This window comes from Rhodococcus sp. IEGM 1354, assembly GCF_030056855.1.
In the GTDB taxonomy this organism is placed as follows: Bacteria; Actinomycetota; Actinomycetes; order Mycobacteriales; family Mycobacteriaceae; genus Rhodococcoides.
The window spans coordinates 1-25,606 of sequence record NZ_JASHKT010000017.1 but is presented as its reverse complement, the minus strand read 5'-3'; the positions used below and the strand labels follow the sequence as shown (position 1 = coordinate 25,606).

Sequence of the window (25,606 nt, the reverse complement as noted above, 5' to 3'; positions counted from 1 at the left end):
CAATCGCATGATCACCGACGACCACACCGGTTTCACCCGTACCGAGACGTCATTCCACTCGAACGGAGTTCGTTGCGCTGCTACGGTTTTCCGGCCGCGCAGCCCCGCCTCCAACCTTCTGCCGGTGATCGTCATGGCCCACGGGTTCGGTAGTCCCCGAGCCATGCGCCTGTACGCCTACGCAGAGCGTTTCGTCGCCGCCGGTTACGTGGTGTGCGTCTTCGACTACCGGTTCTTCGGGGACAGCGAGGGTGAACCTCGCCAGCTGTTGGACGTGAACGAACAGCTCACCGACTGGCGAAACGCAGTCGACTTCGCTCGCGTACTGGACGGAGTCGACGAGAATCGAGTCGTCGCATGGGGGACATCGTTTGCCGGTGGGCACGTATTGACGTTGGCGGGCAGCGGGGTTCGATTCGCAGCCGTCATCGCTCAGGTACCCCACATCGACGGCATCGCTGCCGTTCGTGCAACCGGATTCAGACAGGCTGTGCGGCTGGCACCGGCCGCGATCTCCGACAGCGTCCGCGCGGTCCTCGGGCGATCACCGCGCTACGTCGACAGCGTCGGACTACCCGGCCAGCGCGCCGTGATGGTCTCGCCCGACGCGATGAAGGGACGTGACCGTCTCGTCCTCGAGTCCGGACTGTCCGACGGCGACTACCCAGAAACCGTGGCTGCACGAATCCTTCTGAAGATCTGGCGCTACTCCCCCGGAAAAACGATGTCGGACATCGACTGCCCCACTTTGGTGCAGATCGCGTCCGAGGACACAGTGACCCCGGCGTCCGTCGCACAACGCGCCGCGGCGAAAGTTCGCGGTGCGACGGTTCGAACCTACGTAGGCGGTCATTTCGACCCGTACGTGGAGCCGCTGTTCTCCTCGGTGATCCGAGATCAACTGGCCTTCCTCGCCGACACTGTGCCCGTGCAGCTCCGGGCTGTCCCCTCCGCCTGAACGCACGTTCGGTGCACCCCACAGTTCTCGGATTGGATCACCATGCCCGACGGCACGAGCAGCTCCGAACTTTGGCTGTTGCGAACATATTTCGGTGAGGAGGACGACGCTACCTGGACGTCTTTGACGGAGTCGGCGCGCAGCACACGATCTTCCGTCCCGAGGGCCGAGCTGGTCGTTTCCTCGGACCGGACGCAGTGCCAGCAGCGCATTCGGCGGGTCGTCGTGCGACTGGCGACGCGCGCCGAGGCGAACGACGGACTGTATGTCGCGCTGGCCGACAAGCAGACGTTCGCTCGCCCGGATCGAACGCTGCTCACCATCGACTGTTCGGCGGTTCCGCGCAACGCCGAACGCATACCCTCGACTCGAATGACTCCGGACAGTGCCTTCCGGTTGGGCATCGACGGGCATGCACCGAAGATCGAACCGGCCCGGTTGTCGAAACCGAAACAGGCGACTACGTTTCACCACTCCGAGCCCCTCGCCGCCGACCTCGCCGACCGTGTCGGGGAGGCAGTCCGAGCCAGTCTGCGCTGGCGATCGGACATGACACGAGACGGTTTCGGTGGGTAGACATCGGGACTCACCGGCAAGACGTGCGCCCACCGAGCGACCGGCCGGCATGCGGGCGAACGACGAGACACCCGACCCGCTGCTGCGGACGGGGGTTGTCGTTCAGACTCTGCTGTTCGGGCTGCTCGGCATCGGCACCACGTTCACGCAGGACGGCCCCACCGAAGGACTCGGCACCGTACTGACCTACGCCGTGTGCATCAGCACGATTCCCGTCGCCCGGATCATGAGCAAAGCCGAATTCGGGATGGACTGGTGGTCTCGCCGCGCACCCGTCAACAACTGGTTCGTCGTGTATTGCGAACTCGGTGTCACCGTGGTGACGGCAACCTACGCTGATCCTCTTGCAGCGCTCCAGGGTGCGATGCTTCTCGCACTGGTCGGTGCGTACGCCGCGCACTTCGCTAGACCGAAAGTGGTCTGGTTCCACGTCGTGTGGAGCACGGTGTACATGCTCGTACTCGGATATTCAGCGCTGGCGAAGACCCCTACCGACGCCGTATCGGTCGTCCTCCGAGTCGTGGTGGCCATCACGGTGATCAACGGCGCTGTCACGCTGCTGTCGGCGTTCTCACGAGCAGTACTGCACTCCTCTCGGGTTCATCTGTCCGACGCGATGACCGACCCACTGACCGGAGTGCTGAACCGGCGCGGCCTGGAAGCCAGAGCAGTCGGTGCCGGCAACGACCCCGTTCGTCCGGCCTTGTTGCTGATCGATATCGACCACTTCAAAGCCGTCAACGACCACCACGGCCACTCCGCGGGTGATGTCGCGTTGAGGCTGACGGCAATGCGATTGACCATGAGCGCCGGCCGACACGCGACGGTCTCACGACTGGGCGGCGACGAATTCGTCGTCCTCGCCCCGGATCCGACGCCGACGCTCGGCGAATTCGCCGAGCGCCTTCGACAGGCCGTCCATAACGTCGCAGACGACATCCCGATCACCGTCAGCGTCGGTGCCGCACTGCCACAGGTAGATCCACGCTCCACCCGCACCGTGTTCGACCGAACACTCGCCGCCGCCGACGAGGCTTTGTATCGCGCGAAACGCAACGGCCGCAATTGCGTCGCTCTTGCGCGTCCGCCCGGCGATATCGTTCACTGACGACGGCGTACGGCGATCTGGTTTCCCGGGTTTCGCGACGACGAAGGCGGGAACTCGGTTGTATGCCGCCCAACTCGCTCTGGCTCGACCGACCCGACCGCTTGCCCTACCGCGCGATCGATTTCACCCAGAAGTACGACACCGTGGTCATCGGGGCCGGACTCACAGGTTTGGTCACCGCCCTGCTGTTCGCACGAGCCGGAGAACGCGTCGCGGTGCTCGAAGCCCGCACGATCGGTGCCGTCGCGACGGGAAACACGACAGCCAAGATCAGTGTTCTGCAGGGCACGAAGCTGTCGTCGATAGCGTCGAAACATTCGCAACAGCAGGTGCGACGTTACGTGCAGGGCAACACTGCTGGGCAGCAATGGCTGCTCGACTACTGCGCGGAGCGGGGTATAGCGGTCCAACGCGAGACGGCGTACACGTACGCCACGACCAGCTCCGGTCTCACCGCCGTTCGCGATGAATTGCGCGTCGCTCTCGGTGCCGGACTGAACGCCTCCTACGGCACCGACACCGAACTTCCCTTCGATGTCGCCGGTGCCGTGTCTGTTCCGGACCAAGCTCAATTCGATCCGATGGACGCCCTCATTGCCCTGGCCGAGGACGCCTCGAGCGCGGGTGCGGACATCACCGAAGGCACCCGAGCACTCGGTGTGAGACGAAGGCTTCGTCACGTCGACGTCAAGACGGATCAGGGTCCACTCCGCGGGTCGCGGGTCGTCTTGGCCACTGGCACACCCATTCTCGATCGCGGTGCATTCTTCGCTCGAATGGAACCGATGCGGTCGTATGCCGCCGCGTACGAGATCGACGGCGACGTTCCACGCGGAATGTACCTCTCGGCCGACTCCCCCAGCCGATCGATCCGGTACGCGCCCACCCCGGCCGGCGATCTACTCCTCATCGGTGGAAACGATCACGTCGTCGGGCGCGAGTCTTCTCCGCAGGCACAGGTGAACGACCTCGACGAGTGGACCGCAGAGAACTTCCCCGGGGCCCGACGACGATACAGATGGTCCGCGCAGGACTACGGGTCGATCGACGCGCTGCCGTACGCCGGACCACTGCTGCCCGGCGACGATCGCATCTGGGTCGCCACCGGGTACGACAAATGGGGAATGACGAACGCCGCGGCGTCCGCGCTCGTTCTTGCACAGCGGGCGTTCGGCGGTCGAACCGACTGGGCCGGCGCGTACGACAGCTGGAATCTGCGCCAATTCACCGGCATCGTCGACGCGATCCGTATCAATGCCAACGTGGGACTGAACATGACGAAAGGATGGGCGAAGCCGATCACCGGGGGCTCGAAAACCCCACTGGTCGAGGGTCAAGGCCACGTCGAGCCCGGCATCGCACCGAAGGCTGTCTGCACCGTCGACGGCGTCACCCACCGCGTGTCTGCGGTGTGCCCACACCTCGGCGGCATCGTGGCGTGGAACGATGCCGAAAAGTCCTGGGACTGCCCGCTGCACGGTTCGCGTTTCGCTGCCGACGGCTCCGTGTTGGAGGGTCCCGTCACGTCGGGTCTGAATCCGTTGTCCTGACCCTTACATGTGTCGACAGGCGGCGTCTCGCTACCGCACTATCGGCATGACCTGACGCACCTTCGGATCCCGTAGGTACAGCGCACCCCATGCAAGAATCCCGACGTAGACCGCGAACAGGACCGTGCTGAAGAGCGGCTTGTCGACCCGCCAGTTGGTGAGAACGGCACCACCGAGATAGCCGGTCAGGAGAACGGCACCCAGAAATGCGGTGCGGGGCACCACGTACAGCACCAAGCACACCAGTAGCACGACGCCGATGACGGGCGTCATCTCGTCGCGCAGCCCCAATTCCACCGTCGCGTCTTTCACCTGCTGCACATTCAGCAATTTGCCGACGATATCGAAGATCAGAAACAGCGCCAGCAGGCCGGTGAGGACCCAGCCGACGCGCGCAGCGGTACGTGACGTGGTTGCAGGAGTGGTCGTCGTGGTCATGATGTTCTCCGATGTTCGAGATGCACGATGTCGCCGGTATCGACTGCCGTCGGTACGGAAACTCACCGCGGCCCCGGATTCGGTGTCGATCGAACCACCGTCACGAGTCCACTCGAACCCGGTGACAGTAAAGTCGAAGAATGTCAGTGCGAGCAGGTGTTGTGGTTACGGGAACCGAGGTTCTTTCGGGTCGGGTGTCCGACAGGAACGGCCCATGGGTCGCCCAACGTCTCTTGGAACTGGGCGTCGACGTCGCCCACATCACCGTGTGCGGGGACAGGCCCGATGATCTCACCGCACAACTTCGTTTCCTCGCCGATCAGCGTATGGACCTCATTGTCACCACTGGCGGGTTGGGGCCGACCGCCGACGATCTCACGGTCGCGACCGTTGCCGCGCTCTACGGTCGAGAACTGCAACTCGACGTCGAACTGGAGCAGCGCATCCAGCAGATCGTGCAGCGTTGGCGGAGCCGCCTGAGTTCCTCGACCGATTCGGAGCCCCTTCTCGCGGGGATCCGCAAGCAAGCCATGGTTCCGCAAGGCGCGCAGTCCATTCCGCCGACCGGCACTGCTCCCGGCGTCGCGATACCAGCGAGTGACTCCGGGATGCTGCCTGCGGTTCTGATTCTGCCGGGCCCACCGCGCGAACTACAGGCCATGTGGCCCGAAGCTGTGCAGACAGCGACTGTCTCGCGAGTGTTGGCCAGGAGTACTGCGGTTCGCCAGGACACCATCCGCGCGTACGGTCTGTCGGAGGCCGACCTCGCGGCGACCTTACGAACAGCGGAGCGCGAGGTAGCGGGATTCGGCGACCTCGAGATCACCACCTGCCTGCGCCAGGGTGAACTCGAAATGGTGACGCGCTATGCCGAATCAGCGGCGGCCGCATACGCCGACGTCGCAGCACTCATCGAAAAACACTATGGAGCACAGGTCTTTTCGACCGACGGATCCACTATCGACGACATCGTGGCGAGTCGCTTGACGGGCCGTCGCATCGCAACGGCGGAATCGTGCACGGGCGGCATGATCGCCGCGCGTCTCACCGACCGTGCCGGGTCGTCGGCATATGTGATCGGCGCGGTGGTGTCGTATGCAAACGAGGCGAAGACCGAACTTCTCGGTGTTCCAGCCGAGGTCATCGAGCAGCACGGAGCCGTGAGCGAACCGGTGGCAGCACTGATGGCGGAGGGCGCGTTGAACCGGGTGGGCGTCGACATCGCTGTCTCGACCAGTGGCATCGCGGGCCCCGGTGGTGGCACCGAACTCAAACCCGTCGGCACCGTGTGCTTCGCAATTGCCGTGCGAGATCAGCCGACTGTCACCCGGACACTTCGACTGCCCGGTGACAGGGCAAGTGTGCGTTCCCTTTCCACCACCGCAGCAATGCACATGCTCGCCGACGCTCTGGAGCCGACGGTCTGATTCTTATGGTCAACGACCGACGATGGACTCCTCGATCGTCTTCGCCACCAGTGCCGCATCGTCGATCATCGGCACATGGCCGACGTTTGCCAGCGTGACGAAATGCGCCCCGGGTAGCCGCTGACGGGCCGCAGGGACGAAATGTTCGGGCGGGAAGATGCGGTCTCCACTCGACCACGCCACAGTGACGGGGCATGGCATTTCGGTGAACGGTGCCACGCTCTCGCGGGTGTTCAACAGGTCGTGAGCCGCATCGCATCCGACGAGGTCTTCGAATGATTCGGCAGCCTGCTGGTGCGTCATCTGCTTGCCGCGCAACGCAATATCACGCATGGCGAGCTGGCGAACGAACCCGAACCGCATCAGCGGCGGCATCAGTGAGCTGGTGGCGTCGGCCAGCTTCTTGGTTCGGATCAACGTCGCCCGACTCTTACCGGGATCGGCGTCGGGCTCCCAGAAACCGGCGGGCGAGAGTGCGCACACCGAACGGGCCCGGCCTCTGCGAGCGAGCTCGATGCCCATCCACCCTCCCATCGAATTGCCCGCGATGTGCACGGTGTCGAGACCACGATCATCGAGGAGTTGCTCGGTGACATCGGTCAGAGCTTCGATGCTCGCGTGATCGAGACGACGTCCACCGCGATGACCCGCTGCGGTCGGGACGAGGAGGTCGTAGTTCCTCGCGAGCAGCGGTGCGACGGTGTCCCACGCTCGAGCCGACATCGTCACTCCGTGCAGCAACAGAAGTGGAGGTTTGGTGCTCATCGATTTCTCTCGTTCCGTCGAGGGTGCCAGCTCTGCGTCGCCGTCGAGTATCCGCTACTCGACGTTGGGGTTCGAGTAGTCACGCGTGCGTGCCGCGGCCTCGCTCTTCGGCGATGGAGTTACCGCCGTCGACAACGAGGACCTGGCCGGTAATGTACGACGCCGATGCGGATGCGAGGAATGCGACGAGTGCCGCGACTTCGTCGGGCCTTCCGGAACGCCCCAGCGGGCTGGCCGCTCCCATTGCGTTTTCGTGTTCGGTTGCCGATCCCGTCGCGATCCAGCCTGGCGCAACGATATTGGCAGTGATTCCGCGATGCGCGTTATCGATCGCTATCGACCGCGTCAAACCCACCAATGCTGACTTGGCAGCGTGGTACGAGGCATCTCCTCCGTAGGCCATCACCGAGCCGGATACCGACCCTACGTTCACGATTCGTCCGAACCGCTGCTCCGCCATGGGCTCGAGCGCGGCGCGGGTGACGAAGAAGTTCGTGTCGAGGTTGCGTGAAATTGCCGCGTGCCACTGATCGTCCGAGGTGAGCTCGGCCGGGGTCTGTTCTTCGCTGCCCGTTGTTGCGGTCATGCCCGCGTTGTTCACCAATACGTCCACCCGGCCGAACTGTTCGACTGCGTCGTTCACCAGTTGCTTCGCGATCGACGAGTCGGTGAGATCGCCGACGAAGCCGACAACCTGCGCACCGGTAGCAGTCAACTCCGCGACACGAAGCTCGATCCGCGACGACGTCGCAGCGATGACGAGCGAGTGTGTTGCCGCCAATGCTCGTGCGCAGGCGAACCCGATACCGTCGGGGCCGCCTGCACCCGTCACCACCGCCACGGGCCTATCGATCTGGGCCGCAGTCGAAACCATGAGTCGAGCACCTCCAAAATCGAACGAGCGAACGATGAAACCTGGGGGAAGGACCTAATCTCGGTCCCTCGAAGCAAGAGCCTCGAGCGCATCGAGGTACATCTCGATCTGCTTGGCGAACACCTCTTCGTAATTCATCCGTGCCAGTGCGGCTTTGGCTTGCTCCGCATACGGGAACTTCTCGGGATGCTTCGGGGCGTAGACCTGGACCCACCCTTCCTCCACTTCGCGCGGGTCCGACGCACTGAGCCGAGCGCCCTCGGCACTGACCGAACCGAGAACCAGATTCGCGAAGACCTGATACTGGATCACCGCGGCACGGCCTCGCAAACCGGCCATGTGCATCGCCCGAAGAACCCATTCGACGGCCCTGAGTTCGTTCGGTCCGTTGGTTATCAGGAAGAACGTGGCAGCGGCCGCCGCCGGGTGCGCCGTCGTCGTTCGCCACGCACGCCACGCGAGATCTTCGAGATCCGCGCGCCAGTCGTCGGTCGGCTCGTAGCCGTCCAGAGACAGCTCGTCGAGATGATCGGCCACTGCGGTGAGCAGGTCGTGGCGACTTGCGAAGTGTCGGTAAACCGCCGTCGGGGACGCCTTCAACTCGTCACCCAGTCGCGAGAATTTCAACGACGGCTCGCCCTCGGTATCGAGAATTCGCAATGCCGCGGCGATGATCTCCGCCTGCGACAGCGATCCCCTCTTGCGACGCTTGCGTACGTCCGAACTCATCGACACATCCCTTCGCGTCCGACGCATCGAGCGCGTGTGGACGTATTTCCGTCTCGCTCTACGCAATTTCTCTTAGTGAATGCTATTGACTATCACCCTGACTATGACCATAGTCACTGCAACACCAAAAAGATACGACCCGAGACAGGACGAGCCATGGACGCCCCCACGGCACCCGAGCTGCGATTCGCATTCCGCATCGTCGCCGACACCGGCCCCTATCTACCCCTCGAACAACGAGCCACCGAGCTGCTCGAGTTCATTCCCATCACCGGCGGAACCATCGAAGGCGATGTTTCCGGAACGATCATTCCCGGCGGTGGTGACTGGTGCCTGACTCGCGCGGACGACGCCTACCGGGTCGAAGCGCGATACCTGATTCGTACCGATCAGGACGACATCGTCGACGTGGTCAACCTCGGGATAGTCCGCCACCTCCCCGGTGAGTCGGGCGAAGAGATGGGCTACTTCCAGTCCACTCCCCGATTTCGCACGACGTCACCACGACTTCAGTGGCTCACGCGTTCGGTGTTCGTGGGCCGCGCGACATCCCACGCAACCGACACCACGATCGACGTCTTCGAAGTTCTGGCCTGATCACTCCCCGTCCCACTCCACAGGAGGCACAGCATGACTCAGGCACACCCCGTTCTCTGGACGCTCAAAGCCCGCGAGATAGCACGACTGGTTCGATCTCGCGCGGTCACCGCACGCGAGGTGATCGACGCGCACCTGGACCGCATCGCCGAGGTCAACGGTCACCTCGGCGCTCTCACAGTCGTATTCCACGACCGCGCATGCGAACTCGCGGACACTATCGATCGCCGAATCGCCGACGGTGAGGATGTCGGTGAGCTCGCCGGGGTACCGATCTCCGTGAAGGAGAACATCGATCTGACGTGGTCTGCGTCGACGCAAGGCTGGACCTTCCTCGCGGATGCGATTCCGTCGTCGGATTCGACGATGGTCCGACGGCTGATGGAAGCAGGCGCGATCCCGATCGGCCGGGGAAACATGCCCGACACCGGATTGCGTTGGGACACCGACAACGAACTCTTCGGGCGGACCTACAACCCCTGGGATCGTGACCGAGTCGCCGGCGGCTCCAGCGGCGGAGACAGCGTCGCCGTGGCCACCGGCATGTCCGTCATCGGACTCGGCAACGACTACGGCGGATCTCTACGATTGCCGGCCTACGCTGCCGGTATCTGCGCACTGCGACCGTCGGCGGGCCGAGTGCCTGCACCCTCACCCGTCGAGGCCTGGCCCCTGACGGAGCAATTCTTCGCAGTGAACGGACCGATCGCTCGCCGGGTCGACGACCTGGACACCGCCTTCTCGCTGATGCACGGGTCGGACGGCCTGGATCCGATGGCGTCCTCGATTCCTCACCCGACCACCTACGACGGCGTACGTCGCGTCGCCGTCACGCGCGATCCCGCCGGCTGGGGTGTGGATCCGCAAGTGGCCGAAGCAATCTCGGTAGCTGCCGATGCTCTGGCCGCTGCGGGGTGGGAGGTCGTCGAGGCCGAGGCACCCATGATCGAGGAAGCTGCGGTGCTGTGGCGTCGACTCTCGGTCACCGAGTTCGTCGGCAATTTCCAGCCCGACAGCGGTGCCGAGCCCCTCGGCGCGGGCGCAACGCAGTATTTCCTCGACAACTCCTCGGAGACCGAGGTCTACGAGTCGATCGCGGAGTACAAGGCTGCGTGGGGTCAGCGTGTGCTGATTGCGGCAGCGTGGGAGAGATTCCACGCCGAGTACCCCATCGTGTTGGGCCCGGTCTCGGCGCGGCGGATGACGGCCATCGGCTACGACTTGTCCGGTCCCGAAGCGACCACGCAACTGTGGCGTGATCACCGGTTACTGGTGACGGTCAACCTCCTCGGCCTGCCCTCGGTCGCCGTGCCCACCGGGCTCGACTCCGACGGCATCCCGTCCGGCGCTCAGTTGATCGCTCCGCGCAACGGCGACCACATCGCACTCGCGGCGGCCCGAGCCGTCGAGCAGAGCGTCGGAACGTTCACTCCGCTGAAGAAGCCGGCGGGGATGGACCTGCAGAGTGTGATCGGCTGACTCCGACTGCCATGGAACCGGTCACCAGCTGACGGTTCCGTGGCGGTCGATGAACCGCCCGGATCCGTAGCCGGGCCCTTCGGTGGCGAGCTGCACGATGGCGTCCGTCCCCTCGGTGACGGTCTGCGGCCCGCTGTTTCCGTTGAATTCGGTTGCGGTGTATCCCGGATCGGCGGCATTGATGCGAATGTCACTCAGGCCCTTGGCATACTGCGTCGTCAACATCGTGACAGCCGACTTCGACGCGGTGTAGGCCGGAGCAATCACGCTGGATTCGACGCGAGACGGATCGTGTGTCACCGCGAACGAACCCATTCCACTGCTGACGTTGACGATGACGGGATCGGTGGAGCGGCGCAGTAGTGGAAGGAATGCTGTTGTAGTGCGGACGATTCCGAGGACGTTGACGTCGAGTACCGACTGCACATCCTCGGCGGTCAACTCTTCGATGGCGCTGTGCGGTCCGGGAATGCCCGCGTTGTTGATCAGTACGTCGACAACCCCCTCCCGCCGTTCCACGTTCGCAGCTGCAGATGCGACGGATTCGGCATCGGTGACGTCGATCTGCACGAATCTAGCCCCCACTGCTGTGGCAGCTGTCCTACCCCGCTCGGCGTCACGTGCTCCGAGGATGACGGTGTGGCCTCGGTCGATCAGTCGGCGCGCCGTTTCGTAGCCGAGGCCTTTGTTTGCTCCGGTGATGAATGTGATGGTCATGTCCTCAGTGTTCAGGTCGCCGAGTACGTGTTCCAGGCACGCTTCGACGGTAGGAAAACCGATACCACCCTCTCATCCGCCCGCGGAGAGACAATGGTTCCGTGACCTCGACAACGGACGGACTCGGCCCGACGATCAGATCGTGGCGTGATCGACTCTCGCCCGACGCTGTCGGACTGCCGACCGGACGCTCTCGACGGGCCACGGGGCTCCGACGCGAGGACCTCGCCGATCTCGCGGGCATCTCCGTGGACTACATCGTGCGGCTCGAACAGGGTCGAGCGACGACACCGTCGGTTCAGGTGGTGTCGTCCTTGGCGCGTGCACTTGCGCTGACTCTTCCCGAGCGAGACCATCTCTACCGCCTGGCCGGTCATATTCCGCCGGCCGACGGAACGATCTCCGACCACATTCCGCCTGGGGTGAGGCGGGTTGTCGGCCGACTCGACGACGGTGCGGTTGCCGTGTTCGCAGCCGACTGGCAACTGCTCTGGTGGAATCGGAGTTGGGCCGCGCTGGTCGGCGATCCGTCGTCCGTCTCACCCTCGAAGCGCAACTTCGCTCGTGACTGTTTCCCTGTCGGCGCGGACACGCCCGGAATGTCCGCCTGGCCGGTGACGCCGTCCGGCGGCGACGCAGCAGTCCGAGCTGCCGTGGTGTCCGACCTTCGGCGAGCCACTGGACGGTTTCCCCGAGACTCGAGACTGAGGGGTCTGATCGAAGAATTACGCACCGGCAGTTCAGAATTCGAGTCTCTGTGGTCGGTCGGTGCCGTCGGTTCACATCGCGAGGATCACAAAGTGGTCCACCATCCGACCGTCGGACCGATCACCGTCGACTGCGACGTACTCACCGACGGAGACGCGGAGCTGAAAATTGTCATCATGACCGCGGCCCCCGGTTCGGAAGACGACACGAAGCTACGATTGGCCACCGTTTCCGGGTCCGCCGGCCAGATGCGATTGCCAGTGCAGTAGCGGCCAGGCGAGTGCGTCAGCGACTGCTCTGCTCTGCTCTGCTATCCGACGATGCCGCGGAGGAACTCGATCCTGAGCCGGTTGTACTCGTCGGTCCACTCCGAGCCCGTGGTCATGAATGCATGCTCGAGGGTCCCCTCGTTCTTGCTGTACAGATTCAAGCGATTGGCAACGCCCACTCTGTCCAGCTTGGCGCTCAGTTCGGCCGCCTGATCGGGGAAGGTGCCGGTGTTGCCGTCGGCGATGAAGCTCGGCGGGAAATCGGAGGTGGCGTTCTCGGTGACGTTTGCGCGCGCCAGCCAATCGACATCGGTGGTGTCGAGGTAGCTGCGTGCACCGATGTCGTACAGAAAGCCGTTCGACGGACTCGGAGATTGCGGCGAGCCGGCCCTCCCCACATCGAGGACTGCACTGTCGAACACCACGGCCTTCAGAGCGCTTCGATCCATCGTGGGTTCGATGCCCAGCGCACGTGCGTAGTCGGGGTTGGTCCGAACATTGGCGTAGCTACCCACGATCTGACCAGCCGCGCTGCTTCCGGCGAGCACGACGCGGCTCATGTCCAAGCCGTATCGGTCGGCGTTCGTTTCCAAGAACTGCAGAGCCTCGCCCAGCTGGATCGTCTGTGTGGGAAAACGGTATTCCGGTGCGAAGGCATAATTCACCGACACCAGGTTGAACCCGGCGTCGAGTACTGGGCCCGCCCCCGACGCGAAGTACGGGTTGTCCGTCCCGAGTTCGGAATCACCGTCGGCCTTGTCCCCCGCTATCCATCCCCCGCCGTGCACCATGACGTACGTGGGACGGCTGACCGACGGATCGTTGTCGGCGATGTAGATGTCGAGAAACGAATTGGGAAGCGTCGAGCCGTATTCGATGTCACTGGTGCGACCTGCCCCGTTCACTACCGTCATCGCTGTCGGCGCGGCAGAAACGAAGGAATTGCTTTGCCCCAAGGCCTGCAGCGCTCGAACCAGCGGTGCCGGACTGGCGGCCAGAGTGATCGTCACTGCGGAAACCACCAACGCAATCGAGGCAGCGAGGCCGGCCGGTACGCCGAGAGTCGCCCGGCGAGTGCCATCCGAGGAGCCCGCCCACGCCGATCCGAGCAGAAAGAACCCCAGCGCAGTCCCCGCGGTTGCGCTCACGACCCACAGCCCGTGAAAGGGCGTCACCAACCAGGCGACCTGAGCGACAACGGTCACTGCACCGAGCGAAGTTCCTACGGCTACATGCTTTCTGGCATCGGACGCGACGAGACAGGTGGCCACGACGGCCACGACGATGACCCACAATCCTACGGCGAACTGCTGACGGATCAGAAGACACTGGAGCCACGCGAGTGCAACACCGATACCACCGGTCATCACGAGTGCCGTTGTCGACGTTCTCGTTCGGCGGCCTTCGAGAATTTCGCTCACCCTTCGCTACGCCGTGGACGTGTGACGTTGCCTGTGCAGGTCACGGACAGCGTCGCTGAACTCGGCGACCGGCCCGTCGACCACTGCTCCCGGCACGACCTGCGTGATGGTGAGCGGCGTGATCGCGAGCGGCGCAGCACCGAATTCTTGGAGCCACATGAGCAATTGGGCCGTCGAGGTGGCGTAGACGATACGTCCGAGCCCGACGATTCCGTGGCTCGCAACGCACATCACACAGTGCTCACCGGAGGTGTACACCGTCGACGATCGTCGCTCACTGGGGTTCAGATTGGTCGCAGCCCACCGCGACAGTGCGATCTCGGGGTGCTGGGTGGGATCGTGTCGATCGCCGACGCGATTGCGGTCTTCCGCAAGCACTTCACCGCTACCCGACACCAGCACCGAGCCGAACGGATCGTTGCCCGTACTCACTGCGACTGCCGCCAGATCCACAGCACGCGCCAGAAAGGCACGGTCGTCGGCGGAAATACTCATGCCGCACCACAGGGTGCGTCGACTATAGAAGTGTCCACATCTCGACCGTACCGGTACCAAGCACAGCGAACTCCACATCGATCCCACGCGCTCCCGCCGAAACGCAGGTAGCCGACACCGTCACCCGACTTGTCAGACTCCCGACAACGAGCGCACAATTCTTCACCATGGCACTGATCTCGAAGGGCTTCGTGGGCCGACGGCGCGGCGACGACGGGCGCACTCCCCCCGGTCAGTATCTGACCAAGGATTTTCCCGTCCTCGCGATCGGGCCTGCGCCCGTGGTCGCGACCGACACGTGGTCGTTCTCGGTCACCACTGAACGGGGCGACACTCGCAGTTGGACCTGGGACGAATTCGCGGCACTTCCGCACGAGACTCCGACCGTCGACATCCACTGCGTCACCAAGTGGTCGAAGCTCGACACCACCTGGAAGGGCGTGAGCCTGGACGTTCTGCTGGACGGTCTCGACACCGATGCCGGGTACGTCGTGGTGCACGGCTTCGACGGTTACACCACTAATCTCCCCCTCGAGGATCTCAGGGACGGGAAGGCCTGGCTGGTCACCGAGTTCGACGGCGCTCCCCTGGCGCGCGAACACGGCGGTCCGGCAAGGCTTCTCGTTCCGCATCTGTATTTCTGGAAATCGGCGAAGTGGATCTCACGCATCGAGCTCACCCTGGAGAACGAACAAGGTTTCTGGGAACGCGGTGGGTACCACGACTACGGAGACCCGTGGCGCGAGCAGCGCTACCAGGGCGACTGACGTGACTTCGGCGGCTGGAGCAAAACCCTGGCTCGTCGCCACGACGGCGGCCGTGCGGCGTGAGACACCCACTGCGTCGACCCTCGTTCTGGACGTCGACGGATGGCCCGGCCATCTCGCCGGGCAGCACGTGGACGTCAAGCTCACCGCCGAGGACGGCTACAGCGCACAGCGCAGCTACTCCTTGGCCTCGGCACCCGACGGCACGTCGCGCGTCGAGATATCGGTCCAGAACGTCGCGGACGGCGAGGTGTCGCCCTACTTGGTCGAGTCCGTCGAAGTCGGCGATCGCATCGAGCTCCGCGGGCCGGTGGGTCGATGGTTCGTCTGGCGGCCGTCCCAACCGTCGGAGACCCCGTCTCCCCCGATTCTGTTGGTGGGTGGCGGTTCCGGCATCGTCCCGCTCCGCGCCATGGTTCGCGCACAGGCGTCCGCGACGGGCGGACGAGTGCCTTTCCGGGTGCTGTACTCGGTGCGAGAACCCGCAGAGGTCTACTTCGCCGACGAGTGGGCTCACCCTCCGGCCGGCGTGGACGTCACCATGATCCACACGCGGCGTGCTCCTGCCGGGAGCGCACGGCCCCTCGGTCGGATCACGTTGGAAGACATCGACGCTCACGGATGGCCGGCGGAATTCGAGCCGCGCTGCTACATCTGCGGCCCCACGAGCTTCGTCGACACCGTTGCCGACATGTTGGTGGCGCGTGGTCACTCGGCAGCGAACATCCGAACAGAGCGTTTCGGACCGAGCTGACACCAGCTGTCGACATTCCCGCGTTGATCTCGAACCATCTGGAGGAACGGTGCCCCGATCGACCGATGTGGTAGTCGTGGGAGCGGGGGTTATCGGTAACTCCATTGCCTATGAACTCTCTGCACGCGGATATCGAGTTCTGGTGGTCGACAAGGAAGGTGGGCCGGGATTCGGATCCACCAGCGCTTCCAGCGCGATCATTCGGTTCAACTATTCGACCTTCGACGGTATGGGCATGGCATGGGAGTCCGCTCAGTGTTGGAAGAACTGGCCGGAGCACCTGGGCAACCCGGGGTCGACCGACCTGGCCCGCTTCCACGAGTGCGGCATGGTGTTTCTCGATGTGGACCTCGCCCCACGCGCGCGCACGGTTCGACTCTTCGACAAGATCGGCGTCGCATATGAACTCTGGGACTCGACCACGTTGGGCGAACGAGTCCCGGGAATCGATGTCGGCTCCTACTTTCCTCCGAAACCTGTTGACAGCGATGCTTTCTACGCAGATGCTGCTACCTCGCTCGGGGCGGTGTTCACGCCGCAGGCAGGCTTTGTCGACGACCCTCGGCTCGCGGCCGCCAACCTGGGTGCTGCCGCCGCCTCTGCGGGCGCTCGATTCGCCTTTCGGACGCGGGTGGTCGGTATCGACCAGCAAGTCTCCGGGAGGTGGGTCGTGCACTTGGACAACGGCGATACCGTGGAAGCCCCGATAGTGGTCAACGCAGCCGGCCCCTGGTCGGGTGCGCTCAACGCAATGGCGGGGGTAGGTAGCGATTTCACTGTCGAGGTACGCCCCCTACGGCAGGAGGTCCACCACGTCTCTGCGCCGGAAGGCTACAACCAGGATGCACGTCTCGGACCGATGATCGCCGATCTGGACCTGGGCACCTACATGCGACCGGAGCGGGGCGGGGGCCTGTTGATCGGCGGTACCGAACCGGAATGCGACCCCCTGGAATGGATCGACGACCCAGACAGCGCCAACCCGAGCCGCACTGCTGCGCGCTTCCAGGCACAGGTCACGAGAGCCGCTCGGCGATTACCTCGATTGTCGGTTCCGTTCCAGCCCAGAGGAATTGCCGGCGTGTACGACGCTTCCTCGGATTGGACCCCGATCTACGACAGGACCGATCGGGCAGGCTTCTACATTGCCATGGGCACCAGCGGGAATCAGTTCAAGAACGCACCCGTCGTCGGCCGAATGCTGGCAACTCTGATCGACAAGGTCGAGGCCGGACACGACCACGACGTCGACCCGGTCGTATACACGGGAGCTCACACCGGGGTAAAGATCGATCTCGGGTCCTTTTCTCGCCGAAGAGAATTCAACACCGAGTCGACCGGAACCGTCCTGGGTTAGCCGCGATCACTCGCGCTTCGAATCTGCCGGGGCACGCTGACAGCAACCCATTACAGCATTCACCAGGCTGTCGATGAACTCGCGGTCGCATGGTTGCCGGGTCAGCAGATGGCGGAAGTGAATCGGTGAAATCAGTAGCTCGATCGCGAGGCCGGCATCGACGTCAGCTGGCACCTCGGAACGCTCGACCGCGCGATGGATGATCACCTGTACGGACCGCAACCGTTGCGACCAGAACGTAGTGCGTGCTTCTGCGGTGGCAGGCGAGTCGGTGATCGAGGCGAGAACTCGAATCAGGCCCTCCCCCAGTGCAGATGCGAGATATCCGTCGAGCGCGGTAGCGAATGCAGTCAAGTCGTCCTTCAGCGCGCCCGTGTCAGGCACCCGAAGAATCCGCTCACTCCCGGTGAGCATGACGTCGAGAATCAGGTTCTCGCGTGTCCCCCACCGCCGGTAGATCGTGGTGTCACGCACTCCGGCCCGTCGACTGATATCAGGAATGCCGACCTTGTCGACACCGACCTCCACGACGGCAGCGAACACAGCCTCGTGGACAGCTTCTGTCACCTGTGCAGCTCGACCGCCGGGTCGCCGCCGTATTTCAGGATGGGTAGGTGTCTGCTCCACACCCCAAGGCTAAAGCAGAAAGTCTTGCATTTACCGATCGAGCACCCTACCGTGCGTCTAAAGCAGATCAATCTGCGTTAAGGGACGGGGAGCTACACGATGGCATCGTTGATCGAATGGCGAAAGAGGGCAACAGTCAGCGCGAGAGCACTGACCCACACCACCGAAAGGGCCTCGCACAGAGGCGGTGTCGCGCCGTTTCTGCCTCGTCTGTTCGTGGACCGTTTCACCCACCTCGGCGGCATACCCGATGACGAGTTCCGCGGCCAGTTGGCTCGATGCCGCTCCTTCGAGGACGGCAGGTGGGTTTCCTACTGGTCGACTTTCGCCACCGAGCACCTCGAACGCGCCGATGCGGCATTGTCACGGTTGCATGCGCCCGTGAGTACTCGGCTGCTCGACACAGATGCTCCGACCGGCGCGGTACTGTCCGAATTGGGCGGCGCACTCGCCCCAGCCGCGTCGATCCTCGCCGACCGCGGAACGGTAGCCGATCCACACGCGACCGCACGCTTCATCGCCGAGCACCCCGACGCATCCGACGCGGCGGTCGCTGTCGACGGGTTGATCAAGGCGTTGGTGTACTACTTCGTCGCCGCATGGCCGGGCGGGACGCCGCGACGCCAGGACGCCTATCGCAGCTCGACTCGATTGTCGGAGTCGCTGTTACTCGCTCTCGCACCGGTTATGGGGTACGTGGTGGAGGTAGTCGACATCGCCCTGCCCGGTACCTCCGACCGGGTCCACGGAATTCTCGCGTTACCGCTGAATGCGATACACGTTCCGACGGTCCTGGTTACGAACGGCCTGGAGGGGACTGTCGCCGAAACACTGCTACCCCTACTGGCGCAACGAGATGCAGGGCTGGGCACGTTCGTCATGGAAATGCCCGGAACCTACTCGTACGACGACCCCATGACAGCTGCGTCCGAGAACGTGTACTCGGCAGTGATCGACTTCCTCGCAGCCGATCAGCGCGTCGATGCGGACCGAATCGGCATGATGGGCTTCAGCTTCGGTGGGTATTGGGCCGCACGCATGGCCGCGTCGGATCCACGATTGAAAGTGGCGGTGTCCAACGGTCCGCTGACGCACCGCAGTTTCGGCGCGATCAATTCGATCGGGATGCCCGAGGTGATGATATCGACGCTCATCCGTACACTCGGCGCGACCGGAATCCTGGACTTGGCACACAAGACTTCGAAGATGTCCCTACGCCATCGCTACCGAGATATCGATATCCCACTGCTGGTGATCAATGGAGCCGCAGACACGTTGGCCAGCACCCGTGACTCGATCGAACTCGCCGTCGACGCACCGAACGCCCAATTGGTTCTGTACGCCGACGACGATCACTGCGCGATGGGCAACGCAGAACACTGGTCGGTACTGTCGACTCGATTTCTTCGGGAGCATCTACTCGGCCGGTCGGACGGAAACTGAGAATCTACGAGCACCTCCCAGTCGACACTTCGACCCTCCTCCTGGGACCCGAATTCACAGCAAGAAGGCCGAGTCGAAGCTCGTTGTGCCGAAAGACCGTGTCCGTCACGATCGGGAATACAGAGGAACAATCCATATTTCGGCGTACGCGGTGGGTGAGGAATCCATCCCCATTGGAGCCTGCTTCCCATACTGTCGGCACCATGACCATCGATCGAGTAACTGTACCCGGCGGAGACATCGTCGTCGAAACACACACCGGCACCAGTGAGCCCGTCCTCGTGGTGCACGGCGTGTCCAGCCAACGCATGCTGTGGGGTTGGCTCCGGACGGAATCGCCACACCTGACGCTGGTCGCACCGGATCTGCGCGGCAGAGGCGACAGCGTCGAGGTCACGGGACCGTCGTCGCTCGCTCGGCACGCCGACGACCTGGACGCCGTCATGGATGCCCTCGGACTCGACGCCGCGCACGTGTGCGGAATGTCCATGGGCGGATTCGTGGCGGTCGAGTTCGCGGCCCGGTATCCATCTCGAGTGAAGAGTCTCGTTCTCGTCGACGGAGGCGTTCCGGTGGCACCGCCCGCCGGTCTCACCCGCGAAACCGTAGGAGCTGTGTTCGCGGACAGAATTGCTCGAACTCAGAAGCATTTCGACGCCGTCGACGACTACGTCGACTTCTTGGTCTCGACGTCGCTGCCGCTTCTCGACCCAGCCGATCCACTCCTCCGGACGTACGCCGAACACGATCTGGTCGACGGGTCGGTGCGACTGTCGACCGATGCAGTCGTCTCCGACGCAGAGGATGTGTTCTTCGGCGAGTCACGGTTTCGAGAACTGACGATGCCGACTCGATTCCTGCACGCGCAGTGGAGCGTTGGGGAGAACTCGGCACCGATGTACTCGCCCGAAGACATCGATGCGCTCGACCTGACATCGATAACGCCGATGATGGAACTCGACCATGCCGGCACGATCATGACCCCTGCCGGTGCCACCGCCGTGGGAGCACGAATCGACGAGGCGCTGCGGAACGGGTGATGAAGCAGTGACCGTTCGCGGCAGCCACAGCACCGTTGCGGATCGTCGATCCGAGACCCCTACGTTCACCCTCCGCGTACAGGTAGTGCACAAGGACCGGAATGGAGCGGTCCGAGGACTTCGGCTGTCCATTTCGTCAGCTGTGTCGTGCGTCTCGTTCAGCCAGACTTAGCCGACAGTGAGCGTCGCCTCACCCTCGTCGAGCATGGTCAGGAGAAACAGATGAGTGGTGCCAGTGCACTTCAGGAGGCAGCCGACTCCGTCGATTCCAGCAACAGCACCGCCTCGGCGTCGGGGGCAAACAGGGGTGTGCGGCTTCGTTTCATCGACACTGCGGACCGACAGATGCCCGTTGCCATCCTGGAGTGGCAGCGTCGCGCTCCACTTCTCGCCGATCTGGTCGCATTGTTCGCCGATCTCGGGCTGCGTGTGGCGAACCACGAGTTGTTGCCCTCGGGCGACGACAGCGACGCCCACGCTCACAGATTCGGTTTCGGTACCGATGAAATCAATTGGCCCGCAGCAACTCCGAACCTGCTGCGGTCCTGTCCGAGGCGGTACACACCGAATCTGCTACCGACGCCGTTGCCGCGTGGCCGTCTGTGCACACCGAATCCGTCGAACGATTGGCGCAGATGGTCGGTGAACTCCACAGCGTGGAAGGGCTGAGTAATTCGCAAGTCTGCGTGGTGGGCGCAGAACTGTCGCTCGCCCTGGCTCGGTGCCGATGATTCTCACTACATCTACTTGTTCCATCGAAACGAAGGAGCCGTCCCCATGCGCTTGATCGTCGGATATCTCGCCACCCCCAGCGGTAAGGACGGTCTTACCCTCGGGGTGCAGCTCGCCCGGAGCCTGGGTGCTCAGCTCGACATCTGCATGGTGCTACCGCCGGACCGCACTGTTGCGTCGAGAGTCCCCGCCGAAACCGGCTACGAGGACGTCCTGGTCACCCGAGCGCAGGGCTGGCTCGAGGAGGCAAAATCGTTGGTGCCGTCCGACATCGAGGTCGCCGTGCATGCGAGTTTCAACGATTCGTTCGCCCAGGGACTGCTCAACGAGGTGGCTCGGCTGGGGGCCTCGGCCATCGTGGTGGGTGCGTCCGGAGACGGCCTGCTCGGACGGCATTCCGTCGGCTCGGTCTCGACCGAACTGCTGCATTCGGCACACGTGCCGCTTGCACTCGCGCCGCGCGGCACCCGGCACTCGTCTGCTCGCGAGATTCGTCAGGTGACCTGCGCACTCGGGACCAGGACGGGAGCGGATGTGTTGCTCCGGACCGCGGTACGCACGTGCGAGAGAATGCACACTCCACTGCGGCTCGTGTCCCTGGTTGCGCTCGACCCCCGCAACGATCTTCGCGATGCCCGGGACAGCTACGACAGCGCGCGTGATCGTGCCGTCGCGCACGCACGTGCCCTTGTAGACGAGGCGAAATCCACCTTGCCGGAGGACTTTCCGTTATCGGTGACCATCGCGGACGGGTCGTCCGTCGAGTCTGCGGTGCGGACGCTCGACTGGCAGGACGGCGACCTCGTCATGGTCGGCTCCAGCCGCCTTGCCCAACCGCGCCGACTCTTTCTCGGTTCGACGGCAGCGAAGATGCTTCGCGTCCTGCCCGTCCCGATGGTGGTCGTCCCCAAGCAGGAGTTCGAATCATGAATCCGTCGACGGAAGGCTCGAACATGGGCAAGAACGCAAGCGGGCCCTCGCCCGCTGCCGGTGAAGTCAGCGCCAAGGGGCTGGCGACAGGCACAGTCGGCACCTTATCGGGTGCAATACTCGGAATCTCCTCTGTAGCACCGGGTTACACTCTCACGGCAAGCATCGGCCTGATCGTCGCTGCCGTAGGTCTGAAGATGCCGGCAATCCTGATCGCGGGCTTCGTTCCGATGTTTCTCACCGCATATGCCTACCGCGAGCTGAACTCCGAGTCTCCCGATTGCGGTGCGTCGTTCACGTGGTCGACCAAGGCATTCGGACCTTACGTCGGATGGATGTGCGGTTGGGGCATGGTGATTGCGACGATCATCGTGTTGTCCAACCTTGCGGCCATCGCGGTGCAGTTCTTCTATCTGTTCATAGCGAAGTTGTTCGACACACCGTCGATCGCCGATCTACCGGGCAACAAGTTCGTCAATGTCGGTACGACGCTGGTGTTCATCGCAGCGGCTACCTGGATTGCCAGCAGAGGCATCACTACGAGCGAAAAGCTGCAGATCGTCACGGTCGGCTTCCAGATGGTTCTCCTCGTCGTCTTCGCCGTCGTTGCGCTGATTCATGTCGGCGCAGGCGACGCCCCGGGCGAGGTCACTTTCGACTTGGACTGGTTCAACCCGTTCACAGGCGTGGCCGTCGGTGCGTTCGTCATCGGACTCACGGGGTCGATCTTCGCCTTCTGGGGTTGGGATACGTGCCTGACGCTCGGCGAGGAATCGAAGAACCCCAAGACGACGCCCGGCCGCGCCGGGTTGCTCTGCGTGGCAACCATTCTGCTCACCTACCTCCTCGTCGCGGTGGCCGCCATGATGTACGCAGGGGTAGGCGAGGACGGCCTGGGCCTGGGTAACCCGGACAACGCCGAGAACGTCTTCGGCTCTCTGGCCGACCCGGTGCTCGGCAAATGGGGCGGGCTGCTGCTGTTCCTGGCCGTGCTGGTGTCCTCACTGGCGAGCCTGCAGACCACGTTCCTCCCGGCCGCGCGAACGATGCTGGCGATGGGTTCCTATGGTGCCTTCCCCAAGAAATTCGCCGAAGTGTCACCTCGCTTCCTGGTGCCTTCCTACGCAACCGTCGTCGCAGGGGCCATCACCGCAGGGTTCTACACAGTGGTCACCTTCCTGTCCGAGCGCACTCTGATCGACACCATCGCGGCCCTGGGCATCATGATCTGCTGGTATTACGGCATCACGGCTTTTGCCTGCATCTGGTATTTCCGCGGCAGGCTGTTCGACAGCGTCCGTAACACCGTCTTCCGCTTCCTGTTTCCACTTCTCGGTGGCCTCATGCTGCTCGCCGTTTTCGTCATATCGCTCGGCGAGAGCATGAATCCCGACAACGCCAGCGGAGCCTCGATCGGCGGCATCGGACTCGTGTTCTTCCTCGGCTTCGGCATCCTGGTCCTCGGCGCTGTGCTGATGATCGTCATGAGGTTCCGCCATCCCGCATTCTTCGAGGGCAAGACACTCGATCGCAATACTTCCGCGTTGCGAGACGAAAGCGATCTGGCGGGCAGATAGCCGAGGCCCGAGAAGCTCGTGACTGCTTCGTAACGTACCGCAGCCTGCCGTGAGTGTTCGCACGACGACGTCGACGCCGAGGACGGCGGGATTGCTCGGCAGCTGCGGTTCCGCGTCCCGCCGGCACAGCGGTGGCGCTGCTCGACGACGAATGCGGCACGAAGTTCCCGACGGGACAACTTATCTGACCGACCATCCGATTGGCCCCTATCGCCGAGCTGGATGGCCGAGGACTTCGACCCCTTCGGTATCGAATCGTTCGGTAGTGGCCGAAGCTCTGTAGCGACGAAACTGGCTCCGGCACAGCGGCGGACATGACCACTTGCCCCCACCGACTCACCTGACCGCGGCCACATCAGGACGTAGACTCCCCTTCATGACGCGTCCCGAACCATTCGTTTCGACGACTATTGCTGCGGCGCTGGATGACCTGAGAACACGACTTCGCGCAACACGGTGGCCGGACAGCCCTGCCGATGCTGGGTGGTCACTCGGTGTCGACGTCGGTTACCTTCGTGAACTCGTCGAATACTGGTCCGACGAATTCGACTGGGGAGCGCAGGAGTCTGCCCTGTCGAAGCATCCTCGATTCCGGGTCGACGTCGGCGATCTGGGCATCCACTTCGTGCACGCGCGGGCAGTGGCACCTGTGGGCCCGGTTCTTCCCGTGGTTCTCAGCCATGGATGGCCGGACTCGTTCTGGCGCTACTCGAAAGTGGTGTCGCTGCTGACCGATCCGGGCGCACACGGTGCCGACCCCGCCGATGCATTCGACGTCATCGTGCCCGACATGCCGGGCTACGGCTATTCGGATACACCGGCAGGCACCCCTTTGAATTCGATTGCGGTCGCTGGTCTTTGGGCCGAGCTGATGCACATTCTGGGGTACACCCGTTATGGGGCTGCCGGAGGCGACATCGGCAGCGCCGTGAGCCGGTACCTCGCACTCGATCACCCCGACTCTGTCGTGGCCGTCCATCGTATGGATGCGGGACTGCCCGTGTTCACCGGCGACCGCGCCGAACTGTCACCGCAGGAGCAGGACTTTCTCGACAGGTCCGCCGCGTGGGGCAGTACAGAGGGTGCATACGCTGCGATGCACCGCACGAAACCGCAGACCGCTGCCGTCGGGTTGACCGACTCCCCGGCCGGGTTGGCCGCATGGATCGTCGAGAAGCTGCGAGGGTGGACCGACGGCGACGGTGACATCGAGCGCAATTTCACCAAGGACGAGATCCTCACGAACGTCACCCTCTACTGGCTCACCGAGACCATCGGCTCGTCGATGCGTATGTACAACGCCAACGCGTCCATTCCCTCGGAGCAGCACGCCCGCCGCGTCGAGGTGCCGTCAGGGTTCTCGTTCTTTTCGGGTGACCTCTTCACGAATCCGCCCCGCGCGTGGCTCGACCGCGTCGCGAATGTTGTTCGTGTAAAAGAACTTCCGCGCGGTGGGCACTTCGCGCCGTTCGTGGAGCCCGAGCTGTACGCTCGAGAACTACGCGAGTTCTTCCGACCGTATCGTGCAGCCCTTGCGTAGAGCGCCCCTGCAAGATGAAGCGCCAGTTCAGGATTGGAGTCGGCGGGCCAGATATGATCCCGTTCTGCTGTTCGGGGACACCGCCACTTCGGCGGGAGTGCCGGTGGCGACCACGGTGCCCCCGTTGTCGCCGCCGCCGGGACCGAGGTCGATGACCCAGTCTGCGGAGGCTACGGCATCCAGGTCGTGTTCGACCATCACCACGGTGTTGCCCGCGTCGACGAGCAGGTGCAATTGACGCATGAGCAGGGCGACATCGGAGGGGTGCAGCCCTGCTGTCGGTTCGTCCAGTAGGTAGAGGGCAGTGCCGCGGCGAGTGCGCTGCAATTCGGTGGCAATTTTGATGCGCTGCGCTTCTCCGCCGCTCAACTCGGTCGCGGGTTGACCGAGCCGAAGGTAGCCCAGCCCGATATCGCGCAAAGTCTCCAGACTGCGGGATGCTCCCGTGACATCGGCGAAGAACATCGCAGCCTCGTCCACCGACATGCCCAATACCTGGGCAATTGTATTGTCGCGCCAGGTGATTTCGAGAGTTTCCGGGGTGAACCGGGCACCGTGGCAGGTGGGGCACGGGCCATAGGTGCCGGGAAGGAACAACAGCTCCACCTCGACGAAACCGTCGCCCTGGCACGTGGGGCATCGTCCGTCGGCGACGTTGAAGGAGAACCGTCCGGGTGCCCATCCTCGAGCCTTGGCCTCATCGGTGGCGGCAAACAGTTTGCGGACGA

At 63.6% G+C, this 25,606-nt stretch carries 25 protein-coding genes and 1 pseudogene; 17 read left to right on the top strand and 9 right to left on the bottom strand.

What is annotated here, in order from left to right; genetic code table 11:
• Positions 1-7 precede the first annotated feature (7 nt).
• From QM588_RS23885 to QM588_RS23870, 4 genes are all read left to right on the top strand, one after another.
• Positions 8-958, top strand: coding sequence for an alpha/beta hydrolase (locus QM588_RS23885; protein ID WP_283317068.1), 951 nt, complete (start codon positions 8-10; stop codon positions 956-958).
• 42 nt (positions 959-1,000) lie between these two features.
• On the top strand, positions 1,001-1,534 hold the full coding sequence (locus QM588_RS23880) for a DUF6924 domain-containing protein (protein ID WP_283317067.1): 534 nt from the start codon (positions 1,001-1,003) through the stop codon (positions 1,532-1,534).
• A gap of 49 nt (positions 1,535-1,583) precedes the next feature.
• Entirely contained in the window at positions 1,584-2,642 is a 1,059-nt protein-coding gene (locus QM588_RS23875; RefSeq protein ID WP_283317066.1) for a GGDEF domain-containing protein, read from the top strand.
• Positions 2,643-2,704: 62 nt separating this feature from the next.
• Positions 2,705-4,192 (top strand): FAD-dependent oxidoreductase, encoded by a 1,488-nt coding sequence (locus QM588_RS23870; protein ID WP_283317065.1) that lies wholly within the window; start codon positions 2,705-2,707, stop codon positions 4,190-4,192.
• Positions 4,193-4,222: 30 nt separating this feature from the next.
• Here the strand turns inward: QM588_RS23870 and QM588_RS23865 are convergent, their stop codons facing one another.
• Positions 4,223-4,630 (bottom strand): DoxX family protein, encoded by a 408-nt coding sequence (locus QM588_RS23865; RefSeq protein ID WP_032364793.1) that lies wholly within the window; start codon positions 4,628-4,630, stop codon positions 4,223-4,225.
• Between the two features lie 140 nt (positions 4,631-4,770).
• Between QM588_RS23865 and QM588_RS23860 the strand changes: the two genes are divergently transcribed.
• Positions 4,771-6,057, top strand: coding sequence for a competence/damage-inducible protein A (locus QM588_RS23860; RefSeq protein ID WP_283317064.1), 1,287 nt, complete (start codon positions 4,771-4,773; stop codon positions 6,055-6,057).
• 9 nt (positions 6,058-6,066) lie between these two features.
• Here the strand turns inward: QM588_RS23860 and QM588_RS23855 are convergent, their stop codons facing one another.
• From QM588_RS23855 to QM588_RS23845, 3 genes are all read right to left on the bottom strand, one after another.
• Positions 6,067-6,822 (bottom strand): alpha/beta fold hydrolase, encoded by a 756-nt coding sequence (locus QM588_RS23855; protein ID WP_283317062.1) that lies wholly within the window; start codon positions 6,820-6,822, stop codon positions 6,067-6,069.
• Positions 6,823-6,901: 79 nt separating this feature from the next.
• Entirely contained in the window at positions 6,902-7,696 is a 795-nt protein-coding gene (locus tag QM588_RS23850) for an SDR family NAD(P)-dependent oxidoreductase (RefSeq protein ID WP_283317061.1), read from the bottom strand.
• Between the two features lie 54 nt (positions 7,697-7,750).
• A complete protein-coding gene (locus tag QM588_RS23845) occupies positions 7,751-8,425 on the bottom strand; it encodes a TetR/AcrR family transcriptional regulator (protein WP_283317059.1) in 675 nt (224 codons plus the stop codon).
• A 156-nt stretch (positions 8,426-8,581) separates the two neighbouring features.
• Here QM588_RS23845 and QM588_RS23840 point away from each other — a divergent pair, with 156 nt between their 5' ends.
• Together QM588_RS23840 and QM588_RS23835 are read left to right on the top strand one after the other, a co-directional pair.
• Positions 8,582-9,022, top strand: coding sequence for a DUF3237 domain-containing protein (locus tag QM588_RS23840; RefSeq protein WP_283317057.1), 441 nt, complete (start codon positions 8,582-8,584; stop codon positions 9,020-9,022).
• 33 nt (positions 9,023-9,055) lie between these two features.
• Complete coding sequence (locus tag QM588_RS23835) at positions 9,056-10,501, top strand: amidase (RefSeq protein ID WP_283317055.1); 1,446 nt, start codon at positions 9,056-9,058, stop codon at positions 10,499-10,501.
• A 21-nt stretch (positions 10,502-10,522) separates the two neighbouring features.
• Here the strand turns inward: QM588_RS23835 and QM588_RS23830 are convergent, their stop codons facing one another.
• Positions 10,523-11,218, bottom strand: a complete 696-nt coding sequence (locus QM588_RS23830) for an SDR family NAD(P)-dependent oxidoreductase (protein WP_283317053.1) — start codon at positions 11,216-11,218, stop codon at positions 10,523-10,525.
• Positions 11,219-11,319: 101 nt separating this feature from the next.
• Between QM588_RS23830 and QM588_RS23825 the strand changes: the two genes are divergently transcribed.
• Positions 11,320-12,195: a helix-turn-helix transcriptional regulator gene (locus QM588_RS23825; RefSeq protein WP_283317052.1), complete on the top strand. Its 876-nt coding sequence runs from the start codon at positions 11,320-11,322 to the stop codon at positions 12,193-12,195.
• A 41-nt stretch (positions 12,196-12,236) separates the two neighbouring features.
• Here the strand turns inward: QM588_RS23825 and QM588_RS23820 are convergent, their stop codons facing one another.
• A complete protein-coding gene (locus QM588_RS23820; protein WP_283317050.1) occupies positions 12,237-13,616 on the bottom strand; it encodes an alpha/beta hydrolase fold domain-containing protein in 1,380 nt (459 codons plus the stop codon).
• 6 nt (positions 13,617-13,622) lie between these two features.
• Positions 13,623-14,111 (bottom strand): nucleoside deaminase, encoded by a 489-nt coding sequence (locus QM588_RS23815; protein WP_283317049.1) that lies wholly within the window; start codon positions 14,109-14,111, stop codon positions 13,623-13,625.
• A 167-nt stretch (positions 14,112-14,278) separates the two neighbouring features.
• Between QM588_RS23815 and QM588_RS23810 the strand changes: the two genes are divergently transcribed.
• Genes QM588_RS23810 through QM588_RS23800 form a run of 3 tightly spaced genes read left to right on the top strand, consistent with a single transcriptional unit; the run spans position 14,279 to position 16,989 of the window.
• Positions 14,279-14,878: a sulfite oxidase-like oxidoreductase gene (locus QM588_RS23810; protein ID WP_032401208.1), complete on the top strand. Its 600-nt coding sequence runs from the start codon at positions 14,279-14,281 to the stop codon at positions 14,876-14,878.
• Between the two features lies 1 nt (position 14,879).
• A complete protein-coding gene (locus tag QM588_RS23805) occupies positions 14,880-15,632 on the top strand; it encodes a ferredoxin reductase (protein ID WP_283317047.1) in 753 nt (250 codons plus the stop codon).
• Positions 15,633-15,681: 49 nt separating this feature from the next.
• A complete protein-coding gene (locus tag QM588_RS23800) occupies positions 15,682-16,989 on the top strand; it encodes an NAD(P)/FAD-dependent oxidoreductase (RefSeq protein ID WP_283317046.1) in 1,308 nt (435 codons plus the stop codon).
• Between the two features lie 6 nt (positions 16,990-16,995).
• Here QM588_RS23800 and QM588_RS23795 read toward each other — a convergent pair whose 3' ends face one another.
• Positions 16,996-17,556: a TetR/AcrR family transcriptional regulator gene (locus QM588_RS23795; protein WP_283317045.1), complete on the bottom strand. Its 561-nt coding sequence runs from the start codon at positions 17,554-17,556 to the stop codon at positions 16,996-16,998.
• Positions 17,557-17,715: 159 nt separating this feature from the next.
• Here QM588_RS23795 and QM588_RS23790 point away from each other — a divergent pair, with 159 nt between their 5' ends.
• The 6 genes from QM588_RS23790 (at position 17,716) to QM588_RS23765 (ending at position 24,878) form a co-directional block, all read left to right on the top strand.
• On the top strand, positions 17,716-19,059 hold the full coding sequence (locus tag QM588_RS23790; RefSeq protein WP_283317044.1) for an alpha/beta hydrolase family protein: 1,344 nt from the start codon (positions 17,716-17,718) through the stop codon (positions 19,057-19,059).
• Between the two features lie 203 nt (positions 19,060-19,262).
• Positions 19,263-20,099 carry an alpha/beta fold hydrolase gene (locus QM588_RS23785; RefSeq protein WP_283317043.1) on the top strand — a complete coding sequence of 279 codons (837 nt, stop codon included), beginning with the start codon at positions 19,263-19,265 and terminating at the stop codon, positions 20,097-20,099.
• 222 nt (positions 20,100-20,321) lie between these two features.
• Positions 20,322-20,768 (top strand): hypothetical protein, encoded by a 447-nt coding sequence (locus QM588_RS23780; RefSeq protein WP_283317042.1) that lies wholly within the window; start codon positions 20,322-20,324, stop codon positions 20,766-20,768.
• Between the two features lie 108 nt (positions 20,769-20,876).
• Positions 20,877-21,761, top strand: coding sequence for a universal stress protein (locus QM588_RS23775; protein WP_283317040.1), 885 nt, complete (start codon positions 20,877-20,879; stop codon positions 21,759-21,761).
• A 23-nt stretch (positions 21,762-21,784) separates the two neighbouring features.
• A complete protein-coding gene (locus QM588_RS23770; RefSeq protein ID WP_283317135.1) occupies positions 21,785-23,338 on the top strand; it encodes an APC family permease in 1,554 nt (517 codons plus the stop codon).
• Positions 23,339-23,714: 376 nt separating this feature from the next.
• On the top strand, positions 23,715-24,878 hold the full coding sequence (locus QM588_RS23765; protein WP_222089547.1) for an epoxide hydrolase family protein: 1,164 nt from the start codon (positions 23,715-23,717) through the stop codon (positions 24,876-24,878).
• A 27-nt stretch (positions 24,879-24,905) separates the two neighbouring features.
• Here QM588_RS23765 and QM588_RS23760 read toward each other — a convergent pair.
• A pseudogene (locus QM588_RS23760) lies at positions 24,906-25,606 on the bottom strand (ABC transporter); the annotation flags it as partial.